Here is a 21,111-nt window from a genome sequence, read left to right as displayed (position 1 = left end):
CATGCGTCTAGCCCTTCATCAGATTGACGTCTTCAACCGCGATCGAGCCGCGGTTGCGGAAATAGACCACCAGCACGGCAAGGCCGATCGCGGCCTCGGCGGCGGCGACCGTCAGCACCAGCAGCGCGAACACCTGGCCGACGATGTCGCCGAGGAAGGTCGAGAACGCCACCAGGTTGATGTTGACCGCAAGCAGGATCAGTTCGATCGACATCAGGATGACGATGATGTTCTTGCGGTTCAGGAAGATGCCGAGGATGCCGAGCGTGAACAGGATGGCGCCGACAGCGAGGTAATGTCCGAGCCCGATCGTCATTGCACCCACTCCGCCGCGTCCGCGTCCTGCAGCCCCTGCCCCGACGCCACCTTGCGGACCGCCATCGCGATTTCGGGCGTGCGTGCATTCTGCACGTTGATGTCCTGCCGCTTGACGTTGACCTTGTGGCGCAGCGTCAGCACGATCGCGCCGATCATCGCCACCAGCAGCACCATGCCGGCGATCTGGAAGTAGTGAATGTACTTCGTGTAGAGCACCAGCCCGAGCGCCTCGGTGTTGCTGACGTTGGTCGGGATCGCCGCCGTGATCGACTTGGTGACGGCGGGATTGATCACCCAGCCGCCGCCGACCAGCAGCAGCTCCACCATGAAGACGCCGCCGATCACGAGCCCGATCGGCAGGTATTCGAGGAAGCCTTCGCGCAGCTCGGCGAAGTCGACGTCCAGCATCATGATCACGAACAGGAACAGCACCGCGACCGCGCCGACATAGACCACGATCAGGATCATGGCGAGGAATTCGGCGCCCATCAGCACGAACAGCCCGGAGGCGTTGACGAAGGCGAGGATCAGGAACAGCACGGAATGCACGGGATTGCGCGAGGCGATCACCATCACGGCGGAGGCGACGCAGACCCCGGCAAACAGATAAAAGAACAGCGCTGGAAGGATCATGCCCTAGGCCTCACCGGTACGGCGCGTCGAGTTCGATCGATTTCGCGATCTCGCGTTCCCAGCGGTCGCCATTGGCGAGCAGCTTCGCCTTGTCATAGTAGAGCTCCTCGCGCGTCTCTGTCGCGAACTCGAAGTTCGGTCCCTCGACGATGGCATCGACCGGGCAGGCCTCCTGGCAGAGGCCGCAATAGATGCATTTCACCATGTCGATGTCGTAGCGCACGGTACGGCGGGTGCCGTCGTTGCGGCGCGGACCGGCTTCGATCGTGATCGCCTGCGCCGGGCAGATCGCCTCGCACAGCTTGCAGGCGATGCAGCGCTCCTCGCCGTTGGGATAGCGGCGCAGCGCATGCTCGCCGCGGAAGCGCGGCGAGATCGGCCCCTTCTCGAACGGATAGTTCAGGGTCGGCTTCGGCTGGAAGAAATAGCGCATGGCGAGGAAGAACGCCGAGACGAATTCCGACAGCAGCAGCGAGCGGGCCGTGGCGTTGATGTTGACACTCATGACGACCTCATTTCGGCGCGATGCCAGCAAAATGCAGCACGCCGGCGACGACAACCACCATCGCCAGCGACAGCGGCAGGAACACCTTCCAGCCGAGCCGCATCAACTGGTCGTAGCGGTAGCGCGGCACGATTGCCTTCGCCATCGCGAACAGGAAGAACATGAAAAAGAGTTTCAGCGCGAACCAGATCACGCCCGGGATCCAGTTGAAGGGCGGCAGGTTCACCGGCGGCAGCCATCCCCCCAAGAACAGGATCGTCGCCAGCGCGCACATCGTGGTGATCGCGACGTACTCGCCGAGCATGAACAACAGATACGGCGTCGAGCCGTATTCGACCATGAAGCCCGCCACCAGTTCGGATTCGGCTTCGACCAGGTCAAATGGCGGACGATTGGTCTCCGCCAGCGACGAGACATAGAACACCACGAACATCGGCAGCAGCGGCCAGACGTACCAGTTCAGGATGGTGAGCTGCGGCAGGCCGATCAGGCTGGCGATCCCCCGCGTGTTCTGCGCTTCCACGACCGTGGAGAGGTTGAGCGAGCCCGCGCACAACAGCACCGTTATCATGACGAAGCCGATCGAGACCTCGTAGGACACCATCTGCGCCGCCGAGCGCAGCGCGGCCAGGAACGGGTATTTCGAGTTCGACGACCAGCCGGCCATGATGATGCCGTAGATCGACAGCGAGGAGATCGCGAAGATGTAGAGGACGCCGACATTGATGTCGGAGATCACCCAGCCGAGATTCATCGGGATCACGGCCCAGGCGGCGAGCGCGAGCACGCAGGAGACCAGCGGGGCGAGCAGGAAGACGCCCTTGTTGGCGCCGGCCGGGATGATCGGCTCCTTCAGCACGAACTTCAGCAGGTCGGCGAAGGACTGCAGCAGGCCCCAGGGCCCGACCACGTTGGGACCGCGGCGGATCTGCACAGCCGCCCAGATCTTGCGGTCGGCGAGCAGGATGTAGGCGATCGCGATCAGCAGCACCACGAGCAGCAGCAGGCTTTCCGCGACCATGATGATCAGCGGCCAGAGGAAGCCGGTCCAGAATGAGCTTGCGAAGAATTCTTCCATCAGATCACGCTCACTCCGCTGCGCTCAGCACCCGCCCGCCAGCCAGGCGCGAGCATTCCGCCATGACTGCGGATGCGCGCGCGATCGGGTTGGTGAGATAGAAATCCTCGATCGCCGCCCTGAACGGCGCCTTCTCCAGGGTGCCGCCCTTGCCCGCCAGCGTCCTGACGTCGGCGGCATTGCCGGGCTCGATCTGATCGACACGGATCAGATGCGGCACCGCCTTGAACAGGGCCTGACGCAGCGCGGCAAGCGAGTCATAGGGCAGCTTCCTGCCCAGCACGTCCGACAGCGCGCGGATGATCGCCCAGTCCTCGCGCGCCTCGCCCGGCGGGAAGGCCGCGCGGCCGGCGACCTGCACGCGGCCCTCGGTGTTGACGTAGATGCCGGACTTTTCGGTGTACGCAGCGCCCGGCAGGATGACGTCGGCCCGGTGCGCGCCCGCATCGCCATGGGTGCCAATATAGACCACGAAGGTGCCATCAGGAACCCTGATGTCGTCGGCGCCGAGCAGGAACAGGACGTCGAGCGTGCCGAACGCCGTCATCTGCGCCGCGCTCAAGCCGCCAGCGCCCGGCGCAAAGCCGATATCGAGCGCGCCGACCCGCGACGCGGTGTCGTGCAGCACGGCAAAGCCGTTCCAGCCGTCCTTGATCGCACCGAGGTCGACGGCAAGCTTGGCGGCGAGCGAAAGAACCGCGCCGCCGTCGTGCCGGCCGAAGGCGCCGGCGCCGACCAGCACGATCGGGTGCTTGGCGGCCTTGAGCACGTCGGCAAAGGAATGCTTGCCGGCGGCGAGATCGGACAGCGAATCCGCACCTGCGCCGATGTGGTCGTAGGCATAGGTCAGGTCGGCCTTGGGGCCGACCACGCCGATCTTGAGCTGGCCGCTCCGCCAACGCTTGCGGATGCGCGCATTGAGGACGGCGGCCTCGCGGCGCGGATTGGCGCCGATGATCAGGAGCGCATCGGCCTGGTCGATGCCGGCGATGGTCGGATTGAACAGGTAGGACGCGCGGCCGGCCTTCGGATCGAAGGCGTCGCCGCCCTGCACCGCGAGGTTCGCCGAGCCGTATTTGCCGAGCAGCTCCTTGAGCGCAAACATCTCGTCGACGGCGGCGAGGTCGCCGGCGATGGCGCCGATGCGCTTGCCGTCGATCCGGCCGGCCTTGGCGGCGATCGCGGCAAAGGCTTCCTGCCAGGACGCCGCGCGCAGCTTGCCGTTCTCGCGCAGATACGGGCGGTCGAGGCGCTGGGTGCGCAGGCCGTCGACGACGTGACGGGTCTTGTCGGAAATCCACTCCTCGTTCACGGCCTCGTTGACGCGCGGCAGGATGCGCATCACCTCGCGGCCGCGGGTATCGACGCGGATCGCCGAGCCCACGCCGTCCATAACGTCGATCGACTGGGTCTTGCCGAGCTCCCAGGGCCGCGCGACGAAGGCATAGGGCTTCGAGGTCAGCGCGCCCACCGGGCAGATGTCGACCAAGTTGCCCTGCAGCTCGGAGGTCAGCGCCTGCTCCAGATAGGTCGTGATCTCCATGTCCTCGCCGCGGCCGGTCGCGCCCATTTCCGGCGTGCCGCAGACTTCCGCCGAGAAGCGCACGCAGCGGGTGCACTGGATGCAGCGGTTCATCGAGGTCTTGACCAGCGCGCCGAGATATTTGTCCTCGACCGCGCGCTTGTTCTCGGCGAAGCGGCTGGTGTCGACGCCGTAGCCCATCGCCTGGTCCTGCAGGTCGCATTCGCCGCCCTGGTCGCAGATCGGGCAGTCGAGCGGATGGTTGATCAGCAGGAACTCCATCACGCCTTCGCGCGCCTTCTTGACCATCGGCGAGCGGGTGGAAATCTCCGGCGGCTCGCCCTTCGGCCCGGGCCGGCAGTCGCGCACGCCCCAGGCGCAGCTCGCGACCGGCTTCGGCCCGCCCTTCACCTCGACCAGGCACATCCGGCAGTTGCCCGCGATCGACAGGCGCTCGTGGTAGCAGAAGCGCGGAATCTCGGCGCCCGCCGCCTCACACGCCTGCAGCAGCGTGTATTCCGCGGGGACATCGATCTCCTTGCCATCGATGATCAGCTTGGTCATGGCTTTCAAGTCTTTCCGAGCTTGCAGTCGGGTGGTGTGACGCCCGCACTCTGCAGCGTCGTCTTGATCCATTTCTGGGTTTCGGCGCCGTAGGTGCCGAGATAGGCGGGCTGCACTGCGTTCTTCTCGCACAGGAACGGCAGATGCGGCCTCAGATCGTAGTCGCAGGACGCGAGCCATTCGCGCCGATCGGCGAAGGCCGAGAGGGCCTCCTCGCAGGCATAGAGAAAGTACGAGACGAAGCTCTCATATTGCACCTTCTCGTCACGCCCGGCCGCCTTGATCGCATCGTAGTCCGGCTGCGAAAATTTCGGATTCTTGAACGCGAGGTCGGTGTAGCCGAGAAAGGCAGCCCGCGCGCTCGTCGCCCGGTTGGTGGCGCGGATCTCGTTGATCTGCAGCAGGATCGCGACGAAGCCGAGCAGCGCCACGGTCGCCTGCGCCATCTGCGCAAGCGTTCCGTATTTCTGCCACCACAAAATGCTCGGTTGCGACATCGTTCCCATCATCTCAATGCAGCAGCGCGATCAGCAATCCGGGCAACATCAAGATCCTTGCGAGCCTTGTGGCGCCAAACGCGGCATAGAGGCCGAGACAAAGCCCGACACCCACGCCAAGAACTGCCAAGAGCAGCGCAAGCTTCTCGGAACTGCCGAATCCATAGCTAGCGACGACACCCGCAGTAACCAAGCCTGCAAGAAGCCAGAATGCGATCGCGTCGCCGCCAAAACCGGCCGCGCCACGCTTGCCCGAACGAATGTCGCCCAGGAGACCCATCACCGTCACTCCGCCGCGACCATGTGCACGGGATCGAGAATGCCTGCATCGTCGATGTCGGCCTTCCGCGAATACTCGTCGATCCGTGCTTCGATCTCGTGACGGAAATGCGCGATCAGGCCCTGGATCGGCCAGGCAGCGGCATCGCCGAGCGCGCAGATGGTGTGGCCTTCGACCTGCTTGGTCACTTCCAGCAGCATGTCGATCTCGCGCTTGTGCGCGCGGCCTTCGGCCATGCGGGTCAGAACCCGCCACATCCACCCGGTTCCCTCGCGGCACGGCGTGCACTGGCCGCAGCTCTCATGCTTGTAGAAGTAGGAGATGCGCGCAATCGCCCGGATCAGGTCGGTCGACTTGTCCATGACGATGACGGCCGCAGTCCCGAGCCCCGAGCGCAGCTTGGACAGGCTGTCGAAATCCATCGGCGTGTCGATGATCTGCTCGGCTGGTACCATACGCACCGACGAACCGCCGGGAATGACCGCTTTCAGGTTGTCCCAGCCGCCGCGGATGCCGCCGCAATGCTGCTCGATCAGCTCGCGGAACGGAATCCCCATCGCCTCCTCGACGTTGCAGGGGCGCTCGACATGACCGGAGATGCAGAACAGCTTGGTGCCGACATTGTTGGGCCGCCCGATCGAGGAGAACCAGGCCGCGCCGCGCCTCAGGATGTCGGGTGCAACCGCGATCGACTCGACGTTGTTGACGGTGGTCGGGCAGCCGAACAAGCCGACATTGGCGGGGAAAGGCGGCTTCAGCCGCGGCTGGCCCTTCTTGCCCTCGAGGCTTTCGAGCAGCGCGGTCTCCTCGCCGCAGATATAGGCACCGGCGCCATGGGCGATGTAGAGATCGAACGGCCAGCCGTTGACGTTGTCCTTGCCGATCAGCTTGGCCTCATAGGCCTGATCGACCGCTGCCTGCAGGCGCTCGCGCTCGCGGATGAATTCGCCACGTATGTAGACGTAGCAGACGTGCGCGCCCATCGCGAAGCTCGCGAGCAGACACCCTTCGACCAGAAGATGCGGATCGTGCCGCATGATCTCGCGGTCCTTGCAGGTGCCGGGCTCGGACTCGTCGGCATTGACCACGAGATAGTTCGGCCGGCCGTCGGTCGATTCCTTCGGCATGAACGACCATTTCATGCCGGTCGGGAAGCCGGCGCCGCCGCGGCCGCGCAGGCCCGACGACTTCATCTCGTTGATGATCCAGTCGCGGCCCTTGTCGATGATCGACTTGGTGCCGTCCCAGGCGCCGCGACGGCGCGCGCCCTCAAGCCCCCAGTCGTGGAGGCCGTAGAGGTTCTTGAAGATGCGATCCTTGTCGTCGAGCATGAAAAGCTTCCCGATCAGCGATTGGACTGCATGTAGGCGAGACCTGCGGCGCAACCGCCAAAGGCCACCATCCACAACAGGCTTGTTTCCAGCGAGGCGTTGAGCGCGTAGCGCTGCAGCAGGAAGATGAAGCCGGCTGCCGCGACCGTATGCAGAACGATATAGCGCCAGTTCTTCATCGTGCCGACACCTCGCTCCCCGCCGGCCCCTCGTGCACCACCGCGCCTCATGTCACTTCCTTCAGCGTGGTCGGCCCCGTGGCCGGCGCCGAAAACTGCCGGCCGTTCTGCGGACCGGGCTTCGGCGGATTGTCCGACGCGAAGCCGTCGAGCACCTTGCCGAAGCTTTCCCGGGTCAGGTCCTCATAGGTGTCCTTGCCGATCAGGACCATTGGCGCGTTCACGCAGGCGCCCAGGCACTCGACCTCTTCCCAGCTGAAATTGCCGTCCTTGGAGACGTGGAAGGGATCGTGATGAATCCGGCTCTGGCAGACCTGGATGAGATCGGCCGCCCCACGCAGGCGACAGGGTGTGGTGCCGCAGACCTGGACATGGGCCTTCTTGCCCACCGGCGCGAGCTGGAACATGGTGTAGAAAGTCGCGATCTCCATGACGCGGATATGGGGCATGTCGAGCAGGTCGGCGACCGCACGGATCGCGGCCTCCGAGACCCAGCCCTCGTGCTGCTCCTGCACCCGCCACAGGATCGCGATCGCGGCGGAGGCCTGGCGGCCCGGCGGATATTTGGCGATCTCCTTCTTCGCGAAGGCGAGGTTCTCCTCCGTGAACGTGAAGCTCGCGGGCTGCAATTCCTTCGGGGCTAGGCGGCGGACGGACATTCGTTTCAATCTCTCATTGCATGCGGCGCGCGGCGCTGGCGTTGAGGGCGTCGATCCGGTCCTGCCAGAACCGGCTCGCGGTGCCAAAGACGTTGTAGCCGACGTGGGCGGAAACCTTGATGCGATCGAGGATCGAAAGCTCGGTGACGGTTTCCATGCGCCGGGAGCGCGGATCGTAGACGAGCAGCTCGAGCGGCGTCTGTTCGAGGATGTAGCGCGACACCGTATGATCGGGGTCGTTGCCGTGCTCTTCGCAGATGATGACGCTGTCGGCGTCAAGCAGCCGCGCACCACCCTTGATGGCCTCGATCTCGACGCCCTCGACGTCGAGCTTGATCAGGAATTTGCCGCCGGCGGAAACCTTGCCGTCGTCGACCAGATTGTCGAGCGCGATGACGGGCACTTCCTCGCCGTCGTCGGCCGGATCACCGGCGATGCTGAAGGCCTCGTGCTTGGTGCCGGTCAGACGCGCGGTGCCACGCGAAGCACCAATCGCGCACTTCATGACCTCGAAACGGTTGCCGTTGACCGCGGCGTTGTTGGCGAGCTTTGGAAAATTCTGCGACGACGGCTCGATCGCGATGGCGCGGTGCGCGCCGAACGGGCTGCTCGAGACCAGCACCGACCAGTAGCCATAATTGGCGCCGCAATCGATCAGCGTGTAGTCGACATCGGCCGAATGGCGGAACAGGAGCTCGATCTCGTCTTCGTAGTGATAGGAGCGGTTGAGCAGCTTGCTCCAGTAGCCGTCGCCATAGGGAAACTCGAAGGTGGCATCGGCATTCAGCTTGATCGCGATGTTGCGCTCGGGCAGCGTCTTGCGCAGCAAATTTGCGCAGGAGATGTAGCCGCGATGCGAGAAATGCGAGGAGATCTTCGATCCCGTCGCCAGCGCCAGCGCAGCCGTCCGCTCCCAGAGGTTTGCTCCCGCGAGAGCCCCCGAAGCGCGGTCGAACTGGATCGGCGCCTGCCCCATCATCGGTCGACCTCACCGAACACGATGTCGAGCGAGCCGAGAATCGCGGAGACGTCGGCGAGGAGATGACCCCTGCAGATGAAATCCATCGCCTGCAGGTGGGCAAAGCCCGGCGCGCGGATCTTGCACTTGTAGGGCTTGTTGGTGCCGTCGGAGACCAGATAGACGCCGAACTCGCCTTTCGGCGCTTCCACGGCGACATAGACCTCGCCGGCCGGGACATGAAAGCCCTCGGTGTAGAGCTTGAAGTGATGGATCAGGGCTTCCATCGAGCGCTTCATCTGGGCGCGCCGCGGCGGGAAGATCTTCTGGTCCTGCACCGCCACCGGTCCCTGCCCGTCCGCCGCGCGCAGCTTCTGGATGCACTGCTTCATGATGCGCACGGACTGGCGCATCTCTTCCATGCGGATCAGATAACGGTCGTAGCAGTCGCCGTTCTTGCCGATGGGGATGTCGAAATCCATCTCGGCGTAGCACTCGTAGGGTTGCGCCTTGCGCAGATCCCACGCCGCCCCCGAGCCGCGCACCATCACGCCGGAAAAGCCCCACTCCCAGGCCTGCTTCAGCGTCACCACGCCGATGTCGACGTTGCGCTGCTTGAAGATGCGGTTGCCGGTGAGCAGGCGGTCGAGGTCGTCGACCACCTTCAGGAACGGATCGCAGAATGCCTCGATGTCGTCGATCAGCTTCGGCGGCAGGTCCTGGTGGACGCCGCCGACGCGGAAATAAGCGGCGTGCATGCGCGAGCCGGAGGCGCGCTCATAGAACACCATGAGCTTCTCGCGCTCTTCAAACCCCCAGAGCGGCGGGGTGAGCGCGCCGACGTCCATCGCCTGCGTGGTGACGTTGAGCAGATGCGACAGCAACCTGCCGATCTCGCAGTAGAGCACGCGGATCAATTGGCCGCGGCGCGGCACCTCGATGCCGAGCAGCTTTTCGGCGGCAAGACAGAAGGCGTGCTCCTGGTTCATCGGCGCGACGTAGTCGAGCCGGTCGAAATAGGGAATCGCCTGCAGGTAGGTCTTGTGCTCGATCAGCTTCTCGGTGCCGCGATGTAGCAAGCCGATGTGCGGATCGACGCGCTCGACGACCTCGCCGTCGAGCTCCAGCACCAGGCGCAGCACGCCGTGCGCCGCCGGGTGCTGCGGCCCGAAATTGATGGTGAAGTTGCGGAGGTTTTGCGGTTGCTCGTTCATGGCGCAGCTCCTGCTGCTGCGAGGCGAATAGCGAATAGAATCACTGCTTGGGGCCCGCCTTCTCGTCACCTGGAAGGACAGGATAGTCGGCACCTTCCCACGGCGACATGAAATCGAACTTGCGGAATTCCTGGTTGAGGCGCACCGGCTCGTAGAGCACCCGCTTCTCCTGGTCGTCGTAGCGGACCTCGACGAAGCCCGTGAGCGGAAAGTCCTTGCGCAGCGGGTGGCCTTCGAAGCCGTAATCGGTCAGCAGACGCCGCATGTCCGGGTGGCCGACGAAGATCACGCCGTAGAGATCGTAGGTCTCGCGCTCGAACCAGTCGGCGCCGGGAAAGACGTCGATGATCGACGGCACCTGCGTGGTCTCGTCGGCCTCCGCGCGCACCCTGATCCGCGCATTCAGCGTCGGCGACAAGAGGTGATAGACCACGTCGAACCGCTTCTCGCGGCCGGGATAGTCCACCGCAGTGACGTCGGTCAGGTTGACGAAGCGGCAGGCCGGATCATCGCGCAGATATTTCGCGACCTCGACGATCCGGCCGGCTTCGACCGTCACGGTGAGCTGGTTGAACGCGACCGAATGCGCGGTTGCCGCGCCCGGAAGCGCACCAACAATCGTCTGCCCCAGGGCGTCGAGCTTGGCGTCATCCATTGACCTAAAACCTTAGCGTTCGATCGTGCCGATGCGCCGGATCTTCTTCTGCAGCAGCAACACGCCGTAGAGCAGCGCTTCCGCCGTCGGCGGGCACCCGGGCACGTAGATGTCGATCGGCACGATGCGGTCGCAGCCGCGCACGACCGAGTAGGAATAGTGATAGTAGCCGCCGCCATTGGCGCAGGAGCCCATCGAGATGACGTAGCGCGGCTCCGGCATCTGGTCGTAGACCTTGCGCAGCGCCGGCGCCATCTTGTTGGTCAGCGTGCCGGCGACGATCATCACGTCCGACTGCCGCGGCGAGGCGCGCGGGGCGAAGCCGAAGCGCTCGACGTCATAGCGCGGCATCGACACCTGCATCATCTCGACCGCGCAGCAGGCGAGCCCGAAGGTCATCCACATCAAGGAGCCGGTGCGCGCCCAGGTGATGAGGTCGTCGGCCGCGGCAACGAAGAAGCCCTTGTCGGACAGCTCGTGATTGACCTCGCGGAAATACGGGTCGTTGGCGCCGACCGGCATGCCGGTGGCGGGATCGAGGATGCCGGTTGGCGCCGGCGCGATCACAGGGCTCAATCCCATTCGAGCGCCCCTTTCTTCCATTCGTAGGCGAAGCCGACGGTGAGCACCGCGAGGAACACCACCATCGACCAGAAGCCGGTGGCGCCGAGCTTGCCGAACGCCACCGCCCACGGGAACAGGAAGGCGACTTCGAGATCGAAGATGATGAAGAGGATCGCCACCAGGTAGAAGCGGACGTCGAACTTCATGCGCGCGTCATCGAAGGCGTTGAAGCCGCATTCATACGCCGAAAGCTTTTCGGGGTCAGGCTGCTGGAACGCGACCACGAACGGGGCGATCAGCAGCACCAGGCCGATCAGGCCCGCCACTCCGATAAACACCACCAAAGGAAGATAGTTCTGGAGGATGCCGCCCATCGGCCATGACCTTTTCCCGCGGCTTTCCCGAGCACCGCAGATTCGTTCGATTTGGAATGGTTCTGAGGCTTAGCGCAGCGCACCAAAGGGCGCAAGACAAGCAATTTTGACGCTTCGATGCCCCCTCGTTCGGCCTCTGGATAACCCTGAAGACGCCGCCTGGTCGCGCGTCCCTCACGCAGCGACGGCAGCCGGCTTCTGCGGCCTCGAACGCGCGTTCGACGATGTGGGTCTGCAGGGCCGAATAGAGCTGCTGTAGCCGATGCTCGCAGGCAGCGCGCCGAGGAGGTGATCTGGCGGACGCCGTTGTCCCAGATCCTCTTCATCGGCACGATTCCCGCCTTGCCGATGGCCTCGTGCACCACCGCGCCATCCATCGCCGCCATGCACGGCGCGGCGAGGAGCTCGATGCCGCCGGCGCGGAGCCGCGACAGCATTTCCGGATCGCCGCCGAGCCGGCTGGCGAAAAACCGTGATGGCCAGCCTTCCCGGCGACTGGCTCGCGATCGCCTGCGCCGCCTCGATCAGGCGGATCGTCAACGGGTGGCGGTCCGGCGTGTTGACGCCGAGCTTGAACTCGAACTCGGCGGCCGCTCGCGCCGGAGGACCGAGAACGGCGCCCGCAACGGCGGCCGATGTCCTCCCGAGCAGACTTCGCTGGGTCAATTTCGTTGATTTCATTATTGTTTTCCTCCCAGCGATCGGAACCACCGGGCGGGAATGTCAGTCCAACCGCCCCGCCCGGCAAGGCGCCCGCGCAGTCCAATTCGGCTGATGAAACCATTTTGCGGAACCCGCGAAACGGAACGGAAACAATCCGGGCGTAAACGGCTAGGCAACGAAAGGCGCTTTCAGGCGCCGGGAGGCTTCCATGAACCACTCGATCCATTCCGCGGACCGCGCGACGCATCTGAAGATCGTCGTCATCGCGCTCGTGGCGGGAATCGCGGTCGCGGCATTCGGCATCGCGGCGCGAAGCAATGTGGACTACAGCCAGACTGCCCAGGTCATCAAAGCTGGCAAGCCGGTCGTGATCACGAGCTCGAATAGCTCGACCGTCCGCTGACGCTCAAGCGCCGGACAAAGCAAAAAAGCCGCCCTCTGGGCGGCTTTTTGTTTGCGGCTACGGCTCGCAAGGCTCTGCAAGCCATTGATTCTGAGACACGGAATTCCACCAGGTGGTTCCAGACCATTCAAATCAATGGCGCGAGAGACGGGGCTCGAACCCGCGACCTCCGCCGTGACAGGGCGGCGCTCTAACCAACTGAGCTACTCCCGCGGATGCCATAGGCCCGCATCGGGATGAGGGCTTAAAGGGGCCACCATTCCAAGTCAAGGATGTTGCGAATCCGCCCGTGCGGCAGGGCTTTTCGCGATGCCGATGCAAATAATGCCCTATTTCCGGGCGAAACAGCGTAGTCACAGCGTCCCCGAATCATTTAAGGCCTGTTAAACCTGAACTTCCGAAGCCATCGTCAACGAGGAGGGCCAGATATGGCGAAGAAAGCAGCGACCCCGGCGACTGTCACGCTCAAGCACCTCGCGGCAGCGATCGCCGAGGATCAGGAACTCTCCAAGAAGCAGGCCGAGACGATCCTGAACGACATGGTCGCCCGGATCACTAAGCACCTGAAGAAGGGCGACCGCATCCGCATCGTCGGGCTTGGCATCCTACAGGTGCGCAAGCGCGCCGCCCGGATGGGCCGCAATCCCGCCACCGGCGAAGCGATCCACATCAAGGCCAGCAAGAAGGTGGCCTTCCGCGCCGCCAAGGAGCTCAAGGAAGCCGTCTAAAGACCCGGGTCCTACCGCTCGATTCAGAAAAATCAGCGTCATTCCGGCGCGCGACGCGGCCGCCGGAATGACGCTTTTCTGTTATATGGTTTGCCCAGTTCCGTTCCCCTGAAGCACGGGCCCCGACTGTGACCTCGCCTCCAGTGTTTACCCATACGGTGACCGAGCGCTTCCTGCGCTACGTCGTCATCGATACCCAGTCCGATCCGGCCTCGCCTACGTTCCCTTCCACCGAAAAGCAGAAGAATCTCGGCCGCGTGCTCGTTCGCGAGCTCAGGGAAATGGGAATCGAGGACGCTCATCTCGACGAATTCGGCTACGTCTATGCGACCATCCCGGCCAACACGACGAAGCACGTGCCGGTGATCTGCTTCTGCTCGCACATGGACACGTCGCCCGATTGCACGGGCCGCAACGTCAGGCCGCAGGTCGTGCGCAACTATCCGGGCGGCGACATCGTGCTGCCGGGCGACCGCTCGCAGGTGATCCGCGCCGCCGAGCATCCCGCGCTCGCCGAGCAGATCGGCCATGACATCATCACCACCGACGGCACCACGCTGCTCGGCGCCGACAACAAGGCCGGCGTCGCCGAGATCATGGATGCCGCGCATTTCCTCGTCACCCATCCACAGATCAAGCACGGCACGATCCGGATCCTGTTCACGCCCGATGAGGAAATCGGCCGCGGCGTCGACAAGGTCGACCTCAACAAGCTCGGGGCCGATTTCGCCTACACCATCGACGGCGAGACCGCCGGCTATATCGAGGACGAGACCTTCTCCGCCGACGGCGCCACCATCATCATCGACGGGGTCTCGACCCATCCGGGATTTGCCAAGGGCAAGATGGAGCACGCGATCAAGATCGCCTCCGCGATCGTGGCGGCGCTGCCGAAGGAGAGCTGCTCGCCAGAGACCACCGAAGGCCGGCAAGGCTTTTTGCATCCGGTCGCGCTGTCGGGCACGCTTGAGCAGGCGAGGCTCGAATTCATCGTGCGCGATTTCGACGATGAGCGCTTGAGGCAGAAGGAGACGCTGCTCGAGGACATCGTCAGGGATGTGATGAAGTCCTATCCGCGCTCGAGCTACCGGATGGAGGTGCGGGAGCAATACCGCAACATGAAGCGGGTGATCGACCGCCATCCGCAGATTGTCGATTACGCCATCGAGGCGGTCCGCCGCACCGGCCTCAAGCCGGTGCGCGGCTCGATCCGCGGTGGCACCGACGGCTCGCGGCTGTCCTTCATGGGACTGCCCTGCCCCAACATCTTCGCCGGCGAGCACGCCTTCCATTCGCGGCTCGAATGGGTCAGCCGGCAGGACATGGAAAAGGCGGTGCAGACCATCGTGCATCTTTCGATGATCTGGGAAGAGCGCGCCTGAAGGCGCGGCAGCAGCCGCAGGCAGAGCGACGACGAACGACGGCCGGACGTCAGCTTGCGCGCGCCGTCACGATCCAGATCGATCCCGGCAGCCTGACGCTGCCACCTTGCGCGAAGGGTGCGAGGGCCGCGCGGATCGACTCGTTCGCCGCCGCCTGGACGTTGGCCGGATGGCCCTCGAGCGCACGCGCGGCCGGACCGATTTCGAGCGCGCCCTGGACCGCCGCATCCAGGCCGCGCCCGATGGCGAGATCAAGCGAGAGCGTCTGCGGCTCCATCGCGATCGCCTTGAAGCCGGCCTCGGTGAGGATGCCGCGCACGCGTTGTTCCGAGGCGAATGCGAACGGGCCAGGGTCCTCCGGACCGGGCTGCGGGAGCCTGGGCACGTGCTGATAGACCGCCTGCAGCGGCGTCATCATCCACGGGTTTTCGCGCGGCTCGCGCCAGCAGACGAAAGCGAGGCGACCCGACGGCCGCAACGCCCGGCGCATATGGGCAAACGACCGCGACGGCTCGGCGAAGAACATCACGCCGAATCGCGACGCCAGAAGGTCGAAGCTTTCGGGGTCGAAAGGATAGAGGGCGGCGTCGGCCTGCACGAAATCGAGCGGCAGGCCGCGCGGCGCCCGCTGCCGCGCCCTAGCCAGCATCGGCGCGGACACGTCGATGCCGAGCGCGAAGCCGCCCGGCGCGGCCCGTTCGGCCAGCGCGATGGTGGTCGCGCCGCATCCACAGCCCACGTCGAGGATTCGCTCGCCGGGCCTCGCCGCGGCGCGCGCGACCAGGATGTCGGAGATGCCGGCAAGCAGGACGTCCTGCACCTCCTGCCGATCGGTCCAGCGCTGGCCGGCCGGGCCGTTCCAGAACGCGATCTGGTCGGCGTTGTCTTGCGCGGCCGTCGGGCTTTCCATCGGCATGTCCTCTGACCACAAACTGGCTGGCGGGAAGGGCTAGGCGGCCTGTCCGGCAAAATCGAGGCGCGCGGCAACAGCCGCAGATCGAAGCGATGCATCAGCGCGGCCAGGATCAGCGTCGCCTCCTGCAGCGCGGCAGGCGCCTGGGCACCGTGCTGGCGCAGCTTGTTGTGTCTCGGGTGCCCATCAGGAAAACAGAAAAACCCCAATCAGCAGACCCGCTGCAAAGGCCCAGAGCCCCAAGGTGCAGGCTGAAACGACCCGAGCGAGGTTGCGAAGGTCTTGATCCTGTGAGCTCTTGTCGGCGCGATCCATTGCAGCCGTCTCCCGGCGGTGGCCGCCAGCCATTTTTACGGGAAAACTGCCATTCTTGCTAAGGCCCTGCCCGACAAGCTTCGTCCACATAGGCGCCCAAAAAAAGGCATAGAAGGTCACGGGAAATCACGTGGCGGGGATGCGATGGCGGGCGCGAGGGGCCTAGGACAGGGGGTTCGAGGCAGCGCCGGCGGTTCGGCAAGATCGGAAATGCGCGACCCGATTTTCCCGCTCCGGCCGGCTCGGCTGGCGCCCCTCTAGCCGCGTGGCGCCATCAACAAAGCCAGCGCGATGACAAACAGAAACCCTGTCATCACGAGGGCCGCGACGGCACCCGCCGTGATTTTCGCTTTCTCTTTTCGCGTGTAGGGCTGCATGGGCACTTCCGTCGTCGGTCTTCGCGCCTGTAGTGCCGCGGCTCATCGAAGCTGCCGGGCGATAACGGTCCGCGCCGGGGCAGCTGAGTCCGTTGTGGGCAAGTCTGTTTATCGTACAAGGGCCAGGGCGCGAAACGCGAGCCGCCGTCGTCAGCGGTGGTAGGCGGTGAGAGATTCGAACTCCCGACCCTCTCGGTGTAAACGAGATGCTCTAACCAGCTGAGCTAACCGCCCTCGCCCGCCCTTTTGCCCTGCCGCGCCCGCCCGCGCAAGCGCGGGAATCACTCGGTCGGCAGCCCCGGCAATGTTGCGATCTCGTCGAGCCACGGCGCCGCCGAGCGGCACCAGAACTGCCGCGCCGGCCTCAATTCGCCGCGCTGGCGAATGCTGCCCCAGCGAATCCCCCAGTCGTCGGGACCGCCCTCGCCGCTGGTGAACAGGGGCGAGCCGCATTCGCCGCAGAAATGCTGGTAGCGGATGGCGCCATTGTCGCCCGTCTTGACGTAGATCTTCGGCGCCTGTCCGGTCATGCGAACCTGGTCGGCGGAGCAGATCGCCGTCACGCGGAAGGGCGAGCCGGTGAGCGACTGGCAGTCGGTGCAGTGGCAGATCGAAACCCTCGCCGGATCGATTTCGGCTTCATAGGTCACGCGTCCGCAATGGCATTGTCCGTCGATCCGCATCGCTTCGGTCCCGCTTTGACCCGATTTCTTCACGCGAAGGGGTGTGCGCTTTCCAAGAGCAGAAACGGCGCCCGAAGGCGCCGTTTCGTCGTTTCAGCTTTGCCTAGTGGGCGGTCAGGCCACTGGACGGCTCGTCGCCATCCGGCTTGACCGGCACCTTGGTGTCCTCTTCCCAGACGATCGGCACCGGCGGGCGCACCAGCGCACGCGAGACGACGTCGTCGAGGCGGGCGACCGGGATGATGTCCATGCCGCCCTTGATCGCATCGGAAATCTCCGTGAGATCCTTGGCGTTGTCCTCGGGGATCAGCACCGTCTTGATGCCGCCGCGGGCAGCGGCAAGCAGCTTCTCCTTGAGTCCGCCGATCGGCAGCACCCTGCCCCGCAGCGTGATCTCACCGGTCATCGCGACGTCATGGCGGACCGGAATGCCGGTCATGACCGAGATGATCGCGGTCGCCATCGCAACACCGGCCGACGGGCCGTCCTTCGGGGTCGCCCCCTCCGGCACGTGGACGTGGATGTCGCGCCGGTCGAACAGCGGCGGCTCGACGCCGTAGGTAATCGCCCGCGAGCGGACATAGGACGCCGCCGCCGAGATCGATTCCTTCATCACGTCGCGCAGATTGCCGGTGACGGTCATCTTGCCCTTGCCCGGCATCATGACGCCCTCGATCGTCAGCAACTCGCCGCCGACATCGGTCCAGGCGAGCCCGGTGACGATACCGACCTGGTCCTCGCTCTCGATCTCGCCGAAGCGGTACTTCGGAACGCCCAGGAACTCCTCGAGGTTCTTGTCGGTGACCTTCACCGACTTCTTCTTGGAGATCATCAGGTCCTTGACCGCCTTGCGGGCAAGCGTCGACAGCTCACGCTCCAGATTGCGCACACCCGCCTCGCGGGTGTAGCGCCGGATCATGAGCAGCAGCCCGTCGTCGTCGATCGACCACTCCTTGGAGTCCAGACCGTGCTTGGAGAGCGCGTTCGGGATCAGGTGCTTGCGCGCGATCTCGAGCTTCTCGTTCTCGGTGTAGCCCGCGATGCGGATGATCTCCATGCGGTCCATCAGCGGTCCGGGAATATTCAGCGTATTCGCGGTCGTGATGAACATCACGTTGGAGAGATCGTAGTCGACCTCGAGATAGTGGTCGTTGAAGGTCGAGTTCTGCTCGGGGTCGAGCACCTCGAGCAGCGCCGACGACGGATCGCCGCGGAAATCGGCGCCCATCTTGTCGATCTCGTCCAGCAGGAACAACGGGTTCGAGGTCTTCGCCTTGCGCATCGACTGGATGATCTTGCCGGGCATCGAGCCGATATAGGTGCGGCGATGACCGCGGATCTCGGCCTCGTCGCGCACGCCGCCGAGCGAGACGCGCACGAATTCGCGCCCCGTCGCCCTCGCGATCGACTTGCCGAGCGAGGTCTTGCCGACGCCGGGAGGCCCGACCAGGCACAGGATCGGCCCGGTCAGCTTGTTGGCGCGCGACTGCACCGCCAGGTACTCGACGATGCGGTCCTTGACCTTCTCGAGCCCGTAGTGATCCGCATCCAGAACCGCCTGCGCGGCCTCCAGATCCTTCTTCACCTTGGACTTCTTGTTCCACGGGATCGACAAGAGCCAGTCGAGATAGTTGCGCACGACGGTCGCTTCCGCGGACATCGGCGACATCTGGCGCAGCTTCTTCAATTCGTGCTGCGCCTTCTCCCGCGCTTCCTTGGAGAGCTTGGTCTTGTTGATCTTCTCTTCCAGATCGGCGAGCTCGTCGCGACCATCGTCGTCGCCGAGCTCCTTCTGGATCGCCTTCATCTGCTCGTTGAGGTAATACTCGCGCTGGGTCTTCTCCATCTGGCGCTTGACGCGCGAGCGGATGCGCTTCTCGACCTGCAGCACCGAGATCTCGCTCTCCATCAGCCCGAGCACCTTCTCCAGCCGCTGCGGCACGGAGAGTGTCTCCAGGATCGACTGGCGGTCGGCGATCTTGACGGCGAGATGCGAGGCCACCGCGTCGGCAAGCTTGGCGAAATCGGTGATGCCCTGCACCATCCCGACCACTTCGGCCGAGATCTTCTTGTTCAGCTTCACGTAGCTTTCGAAGTCGGACACGACCGAGCGCGCCAGCGCTTCCGCCTCGACGGATTTGGCGTCGGCGTCGGCGAGCGCGACCGCGCTCGCCTCGTAGTAGTCGGCGCGTTCGGAATATTTCTCCACACGTGCACGCTCAAGGCCCTCGACCAGCACCTTCACGGTGCCGTCGGGCAGCTTCAACAGCTGCAGGACGCTGGCGAGCGTGCCGGTCTCATAGATCGCGTCGGGCGCCGGATCGTCGTCGGACGCGTTCTTCTGCGTCGCGAGCAGCACCAGCGCGTCGTTTTTCATCACCTCTTCGAGCGCGCGGATCGATTTCTCGCGGCCGACAAAGAGCGGAACGATGTTGTGGGGGAAGACGACGATGTCGCGCAGCGGCAGCACCGGATAGGAATGGGACTCGCCGTGAACGATGGTTGGCCGGGGTTTTGGGGTCGTCATGGCCTGTTCCTTTTGTTGTGCCCCCTTGCACGCGGCCCGCCCGATTGCGCGGCCACCACAAGGTGCCGGTATGGGTCGTCAGGCTCGTCGAAGCCTGCTCCCCGGATCAGATGGCGAGACGCGAATCTGCATCGCGATGTTTCGCCACCGACAGCATTAGGTGGCTATCGCCCCGGGGGGTGTCAAGTCCCGGAAGTGCCTGCAAAATAAGGCTGAAACGCGAATTTACGATTATGCTGTGAAAGGCTGCGGGAACTGATCCCGCAGCTTTTTTCCGCGCCGGTCCAAACGGCCGGCGATCAGGCGCTTGCGCTGCTTTCCACCGCGCGATCGGACCGATCGGCGTAGATATAGAGCGGACGTGCGGTCCCCTCGACCACCTCGCGCGAGATGACGACTTCCTCGACGCCTTCCAGGCCCGGCAGGTCGAACATGGTCTCGAGCAGGATGCTTTCGAGGATCGAGCGCAGGCCCCGCGCGCCGGTCTTGCGCTCGATCGCCTTGCGGGCGACCGCGCCAAGCGCCTCATCGGCGAAGGTGAGCTCGATGTTCTCCATCTCGAACAGGCGCTGATACTGCTTCACCAGCGCGTTCTTCGGGTCGGTCAGGATCTTCTTCAGCGAGGCCTCGTCGAGGTCCTCCAGCGTCGCAACGACGGGCAGACGGCCGACGAATTCGGGGATCAGCCCGTACTTCAGGAGATCCTCGGGCTCGACATGGCGGAAGATCTCGCCGGTCCGGCGGTCTTCCGGCGCCAGCACCTGGGCCGCGAAGCCGATCGAGGTCGAACGGCCGCGTGCGGAGATGATCTTCTCGAGGCCCGAGAAGGCGCCGCCGCAGATGAACAGGATGTTGGTGGTGTCGACCTGCAGGAACTCCTGCTGCGGATGCTTGCGGCCGCCCTGCGGAGGAACCGAGGCCACCGTGCCTTCCATGATCTTCAGAAGCGCCTGCTGCACGCCCTCGCCCGACACGTCGCGGGTGATCGAGGGGTTGTCGGACTTGCGGCTGATCTTGTCGATCTCGTCGATATAGACGATGCCGCGCTGCGCGCGCTCGACATTGTAGTCGGCCGACTGCAACAGCTTCAGGATGATGTTCTCGACGTCCTCGCCGACATAGCCGGCCTCGGTGAGCGTGGTCGCGTCCGCCATGGTGAAGGGGACGTCCAGGATGCGCGCCAGCGTCTGCGCAAGCAGCGTCTTGCCCGAACCGGTCGGGCCGATCAGCAGGATGTTCGACTTCGCGAGCTCGACGTCGTTGTGCTTGGTCTGGTGGTTGAGCCGCTTGTAGTGATTGTGCACGGCGACCGAGAGCACCTTCTTGGCGTGGCTCTGGCCGATCACGTAGTCGTCGAGAACCTTGCAGATTTCCTTCGGGGTCGGGATACCGTCGCGCGACTTGACCAGCGAGGACTTGTTCTCCTCGCGGATGATGTCCATGCAGAGTTCGACGCATTCGTCGCAGATGAAGACGGTCGGGCCCGCGATCAGCTTGCGCACCTCGTGCTGGCTCTTGCCGCAGAACGAGCAATACAGCGTGTTCTTGGAGTCGCTCGTGCCGACCTTACTCATTCATCTCTCCGTCCGCCGTCCGCTATTCTGCTCTACCGTCCCATTCCGGTGCCGACCGGCATCGATTGTTAGATAGAGCAAAATCCGTACCAAAAAAGGCCCTGCGTTTCACAGACCTAGCCGAATCGCGGCCAACTCGAATCCCCTTCGACCATAACCGATCAACCGTAGCCAACCATGCTGACACCCGACTATCAAGAATTCGCTAATCGGGG

The 21,111-nt window shown here is 64.4% G+C and carries 24 protein-coding genes and 2 tRNA genes; 4 read left to right on the top strand and 22 right to left on the bottom strand.

Annotation, left to right across the window (positions count from 1 at the left end):
- Nucleotides 1–7: 7 nt before the first annotated feature.
- Genes nuoK through QOU61_RS17555 form a run of 15 tightly spaced genes read right to left on the bottom strand, consistent with a single transcriptional unit; the run spans nt 8 to nt 11,331 of the window.
- Nucleotides 8–316, bottom strand: a complete 309-nt coding sequence (gene nuoK / locus QOU61_RS17625) for an NADH-quinone oxidoreductase subunit NuoK (protein WP_171581897.1) — start codon at nt 314–316, stop codon at nt 8–10.
- Nucleotides 313–951, bottom strand: coding sequence for an NADH-quinone oxidoreductase subunit J (locus QOU61_RS17620; RefSeq protein WP_289660985.1), 639 nt, complete (start codon nt 949–951; stop codon nt 313–315). Before QOU61_RS17620 ends, nuoK begins: the two co-directional genes overlap by 4 nt.
- Nucleotides 952–961: 10 nt before the next feature.
- A complete protein-coding gene (gene nuoI, locus QOU61_RS17615; protein WP_079570014.1) occupies nt 962–1,456 on the bottom strand; it encodes an NADH-quinone oxidoreductase subunit NuoI in 495 nt (164 codons plus the stop codon).
- A 7-nt stretch (nt 1,457–1,463) separates the two neighbouring features.
- On the bottom strand, nt 1,464–2,534 hold the full coding sequence (nuoH, locus tag QOU61_RS17610) for an NADH-quinone oxidoreductase subunit NuoH (RefSeq protein ID WP_289660982.1): 1,071 nt from the start codon (nt 2,532–2,534) through the stop codon (nt 1,464–1,466).
- A gap of 10 nt (nt 2,535–2,544) precedes the next feature.
- Nucleotides 2,545–4,620, bottom strand: coding sequence for an NADH-quinone oxidoreductase subunit NuoG (gene nuoG / locus QOU61_RS17605; protein WP_289660980.1), 2,076 nt, complete (start codon nt 4,618–4,620; stop codon nt 2,545–2,547).
- Nucleotides 4,621–4,625: 5 nt separating this feature from the next.
- A complete protein-coding gene (locus tag QOU61_RS17600) occupies nt 4,626–5,117 on the bottom strand; it encodes a hypothetical protein (RefSeq protein ID WP_289660979.1) in 492 nt (163 codons plus the stop codon).
- Between the two features lie 13 nt (nt 5,118–5,130).
- On the bottom strand, nt 5,131–5,397 hold the full coding sequence (locus QOU61_RS17595; RefSeq protein WP_289660978.1) for a hypothetical protein: 267 nt from the start codon (nt 5,395–5,397) through the stop codon (nt 5,131–5,133).
- 5 nt (nt 5,398–5,402) lie between these two features.
- Nucleotides 5,403–6,728, bottom strand: coding sequence for an NADH-quinone oxidoreductase subunit NuoF (gene nuoF, locus QOU61_RS17590; RefSeq protein WP_289660977.1), 1,326 nt, complete (start codon nt 6,726–6,728; stop codon nt 5,403–5,405).
- 14 nt (nt 6,729–6,742) lie between these two features.
- Nucleotides 6,743–6,958 carry a hypothetical protein gene (locus tag QOU61_RS17585; protein WP_289660975.1) on the bottom strand — a complete coding sequence of 72 codons (216 nt, stop codon included), beginning with the start codon at nt 6,956–6,958 and terminating at the stop codon, nt 6,743–6,745.
- Nucleotides 6,955–7,566: an NADH-quinone oxidoreductase subunit NuoE gene (nuoE, locus tag QOU61_RS17580; protein WP_289660973.1), complete on the bottom strand. Its 612-nt coding sequence runs from the start codon at nt 7,564–7,566 to the stop codon at nt 6,955–6,957. The genes QOU61_RS17585 and nuoE overlap by 4 nt, the downstream gene beginning before the upstream one ends.
- A gap of 13 nt (nt 7,567–7,579) precedes the next feature.
- On the bottom strand, nt 7,580–8,542 hold the full coding sequence (locus QOU61_RS17575; RefSeq protein ID WP_289661579.1) for an FkbM family methyltransferase: 963 nt from the start codon (nt 8,540–8,542) through the stop codon (nt 7,580–7,582).
- Nucleotides 8,542–9,738 (bottom strand): NADH-quinone oxidoreductase subunit D, encoded by a 1,197-nt coding sequence (locus tag QOU61_RS17570; protein ID WP_289660971.1) that lies wholly within the window; start codon nt 9,736–9,738, stop codon nt 8,542–8,544. The genes QOU61_RS17575 and QOU61_RS17570 overlap by 1 nt, the downstream gene beginning before the upstream one ends.
- 40 nt (nt 9,739–9,778) lie before the next feature.
- On the bottom strand, nt 9,779–10,393 hold the full coding sequence (locus QOU61_RS17565; protein WP_289660968.1) for an NADH-quinone oxidoreductase subunit C: 615 nt from the start codon (nt 10,391–10,393) through the stop codon (nt 9,779–9,781).
- A 12-nt stretch (nt 10,394–10,405) separates the two neighbouring features.
- Nucleotides 10,406–10,975, bottom strand: coding sequence for a NuoB/complex I 20 kDa subunit family protein (locus tag QOU61_RS17560; RefSeq protein WP_289660966.1), 570 nt, complete (start codon nt 10,973–10,975; stop codon nt 10,406–10,408).
- Entirely contained in the window at nt 10,966–11,331 is a 366-nt protein-coding gene (locus QOU61_RS17555; protein WP_289660964.1) for an NADH-quinone oxidoreductase subunit A, read from the bottom strand. The genes QOU61_RS17560 and QOU61_RS17555 overlap by 10 nt, the downstream gene beginning before the upstream one ends.
- A gap of 306 nt (nt 11,332–11,637) precedes the next feature.
- Between QOU61_RS17555 and QOU61_RS17550 the strand changes: the two genes are divergently transcribed.
- Together QOU61_RS17550 and QOU61_RS17545 are read left to right on the top strand one after the other, a co-directional pair.
- Nucleotides 11,638–12,006: a hypothetical protein gene (locus QOU61_RS17550; protein ID WP_289660962.1), complete on the top strand. Its 369-nt coding sequence runs from the start codon at nt 11,638–11,640 to the stop codon at nt 12,004–12,006.
- A gap of 196 nt (nt 12,007–12,202) precedes the next feature.
- The gene (locus QOU61_RS17545; protein WP_289660960.1) at nt 12,203–12,397 is read left to right on the top strand and encodes a hypothetical protein; all 195 of its coding nucleotides are present in this window, start codon (nt 12,203–12,205) and stop codon (nt 12,395–12,397) included.
- 136 nt (nt 12,398–12,533) lie between these two features.
- On the opposite strand, the gene QOU61_RS17540 is transcribed toward QOU61_RS17545, so the two are convergent.
- Nucleotides 12,534–12,610, bottom strand: a tRNA-Asp gene (locus QOU61_RS17540).
- Between the two features lie 215 nt (nt 12,611–12,825).
- On the opposite strand from QOU61_RS17540, the gene QOU61_RS17535 reads away from it, so the two are divergent.
- Nucleotides 12,826–13,125, top strand: coding sequence for an HU family DNA-binding protein (locus QOU61_RS17535; protein ID WP_289660958.1), 300 nt, complete (start codon nt 12,826–12,828; stop codon nt 13,123–13,125).
- A gap of 128 nt (nt 13,126–13,253) precedes the next feature.
- Nucleotides 13,254–14,507: a peptidase T gene (gene pepT, locus QOU61_RS17530; RefSeq protein WP_289660956.1), complete on the top strand. Its 1,254-nt coding sequence runs from the start codon at nt 13,254–13,256 to the stop codon at nt 14,505–14,507.
- A 49-nt stretch (nt 14,508–14,556) separates the two neighbouring features.
- Here pepT and QOU61_RS17525 read toward each other — a convergent pair whose 3' ends face one another.
- From QOU61_RS17525 to clpX, 6 genes are all read right to left on the bottom strand, one after another.
- On the bottom strand, nt 14,557–15,417 hold the full coding sequence (locus QOU61_RS17525) for a class I SAM-dependent methyltransferase (protein WP_289660955.1): 861 nt from the start codon (nt 15,415–15,417) through the stop codon (nt 14,557–14,559).
- A 189-nt stretch (nt 15,418–15,606) separates the two neighbouring features.
- Entirely contained in the window at nt 15,607–15,855 is a 249-nt protein-coding gene (locus tag QOU61_RS17520) for a hypothetical protein (RefSeq protein WP_289660953.1), read from the bottom strand.
- Nucleotides 15,856–16,269: 414 nt separating this feature from the next.
- Nucleotides 16,270–16,346 (bottom strand) — tRNA-Val (locus QOU61_RS17515).
- 47 nt (nt 16,347–16,393) lie between these two features.
- Nucleotides 16,394–16,795, bottom strand: a complete 402-nt coding sequence (locus tag QOU61_RS17510) for a GFA family protein (protein ID WP_289660951.1) — start codon at nt 16,793–16,795, stop codon at nt 16,394–16,396.
- A 103-nt stretch (nt 16,796–16,898) separates the two neighbouring features.
- Nucleotides 16,899–19,322, bottom strand: a complete 2,424-nt coding sequence (gene lon / locus QOU61_RS17505) for an endopeptidase La (RefSeq protein WP_289660949.1) — start codon at nt 19,320–19,322, stop codon at nt 16,899–16,901.
- A 299-nt stretch (nt 19,323–19,621) separates the two neighbouring features.
- The gene (gene clpX, locus QOU61_RS17500) at nt 19,622–20,896 is read right to left on the bottom strand and encodes an ATP-dependent Clp protease ATP-binding subunit ClpX (RefSeq protein ID WP_027537232.1); all 1,275 of its coding nucleotides are present in this window, start codon (nt 20,894–20,896) and stop codon (nt 19,622–19,624) included.
- Between the last annotated feature and the right edge of the window lie 215 nt (nt 20,897–21,111).

Source organism: Bradyrhizobium sp. NP1 (assembly GCF_030378205.1).
Classification (GTDB): Bacteria; Pseudomonadota; Alphaproteobacteria; order Rhizobiales; family Xanthobacteraceae; genus Bradyrhizobium.
Note: the sequence above shows the minus strand (reverse complement) of the source record. Positions and strands in the feature narration are given on the sequence as shown.

What these genes read in the sequence shown, in the direction of transcription:
- nuoK (WP_171581897.1), bottom strand. Translation starts at nt 316, where the DNA reads ATGACGATCGGGCTCGGACATTACCTCGCTGTCGGCGCCATCCTGTTC.
- QOU61_RS17620 (WP_289660985.1), bottom strand. Translation starts at nt 951, where the DNA reads ATGATCCTTCCAGCGCTGTTCTTTTATCTGTTTGCCGGGGTCTGCGTC.
- nuoI (WP_079570014.1), bottom strand. Translation starts at nt 1,456, where the DNA reads ATGAGTGTCAACATCAACGCCACGGCCCGCTCGCTGCTGCTGTCGGAA.
- nuoH (WP_289660982.1), bottom strand. Translation starts at nt 2,534, where the DNA reads ATGGAAGAATTCTTCGCAAGCTCATTCTGGACCGGCTTCCTCTGGCCG.
- nuoG (WP_289660980.1), bottom strand. Translation starts at nt 4,620, where the DNA reads ATGACCAAGCTGATCATCGATGGCAAGGAGATCGATGTCCCCGCGGAA.
- QOU61_RS17600 (WP_289660979.1), bottom strand. Translation starts at nt 5,117, where the DNA reads ATGTCGCAACCGAGCATTTTGTGGTGGCAGAAATACGGAACGCTTGCG.
- QOU61_RS17595 (WP_289660978.1), bottom strand. Translation starts at nt 5,397, where the DNA reads ATGGGTCTCCTGGGCGACATTCGTTCGGGCAAGCGTGGCGCGGCCGGT.
- nuoF (WP_289660977.1), bottom strand. Translation starts at nt 6,728, where the DNA reads ATGCTCGACGACAAGGATCGCATCTTCAAGAACCTCTACGGCCTCCAC.
- QOU61_RS17585 (WP_289660975.1), bottom strand. Translation starts at nt 6,958, where the DNA reads ATGAGGCGCGGTGGTGCACGAGGGGCCGGCGGGGAGCGAGGTGTCGGC.
- nuoE (WP_289660973.1), bottom strand. Translation starts at nt 7,566, where the DNA reads ATGTCCGTCCGCCGCCTAGCCCCGAAGGAATTGCAGCCCGCGAGCTTC.
- QOU61_RS17575 (WP_289661579.1), bottom strand. Translation starts at nt 8,542, where the DNA reads ATGGGGCAGGCGCCGATCCAGTTCGACCGCGCTTCGGGGGCTCTCGCG.
- QOU61_RS17570 (WP_289660971.1), bottom strand. Translation starts at nt 9,738, where the DNA reads ATGAACGAGCAACCGCAAAACCTCCGCAACTTCACCATCAATTTCGGG.
- QOU61_RS17565 (WP_289660968.1), bottom strand. Translation starts at nt 10,393, where the DNA reads ATGGATGACGCCAAGCTCGACGCCCTGGGGCAGACGATTGTTGGTGCG.
- QOU61_RS17560 (WP_289660966.1), bottom strand. Translation starts at nt 10,975, where the DNA reads ATGGGATTGAGCCCTGTGATCGCGCCGGCGCCAACCGGCATCCTCGAT.
- QOU61_RS17555 (WP_289660964.1), bottom strand. Translation starts at nt 11,331, where the DNA reads ATGGGCGGCATCCTCCAGAACTATCTTCCTTTGGTGGTGTTTATCGGA.
- QOU61_RS17545 (WP_289660960.1), top strand. Translation starts at nt 12,203, where the DNA reads ATGAACCACTCGATCCATTCCGCGGACCGCGCGACGCATCTGAAGATC.
- QOU61_RS17535 (WP_289660958.1), top strand. Translation starts at nt 12,826, where the DNA reads ATGGCGAAGAAAGCAGCGACCCCGGCGACTGTCACGCTCAAGCACCTC.
- QOU61_RS17525 (WP_289660955.1), bottom strand. Translation starts at nt 15,417, where the DNA reads ATGGAAAGCCCGACGGCCGCGCAAGACAACGCCGACCAGATCGCGTTC.
- QOU61_RS17510 (WP_289660951.1), bottom strand. Translation starts at nt 16,795, where the DNA reads ATGCGGATCGACGGACAATGCCATTGCGGACGCGTGACCTATGAAGCC.
- lon (WP_289660949.1), bottom strand. Translation starts at nt 19,322, where the DNA reads ATGACGACCCCAAAACCCCGGCCAACCATCGTTCACGGCGAGTCCCAT.
- clpX (WP_027537232.1), bottom strand. Translation starts at nt 20,896, where the DNA reads ATGAGTAAGGTCGGCACGAGCGACTCCAAGAACACGCTGTATTGCTCG.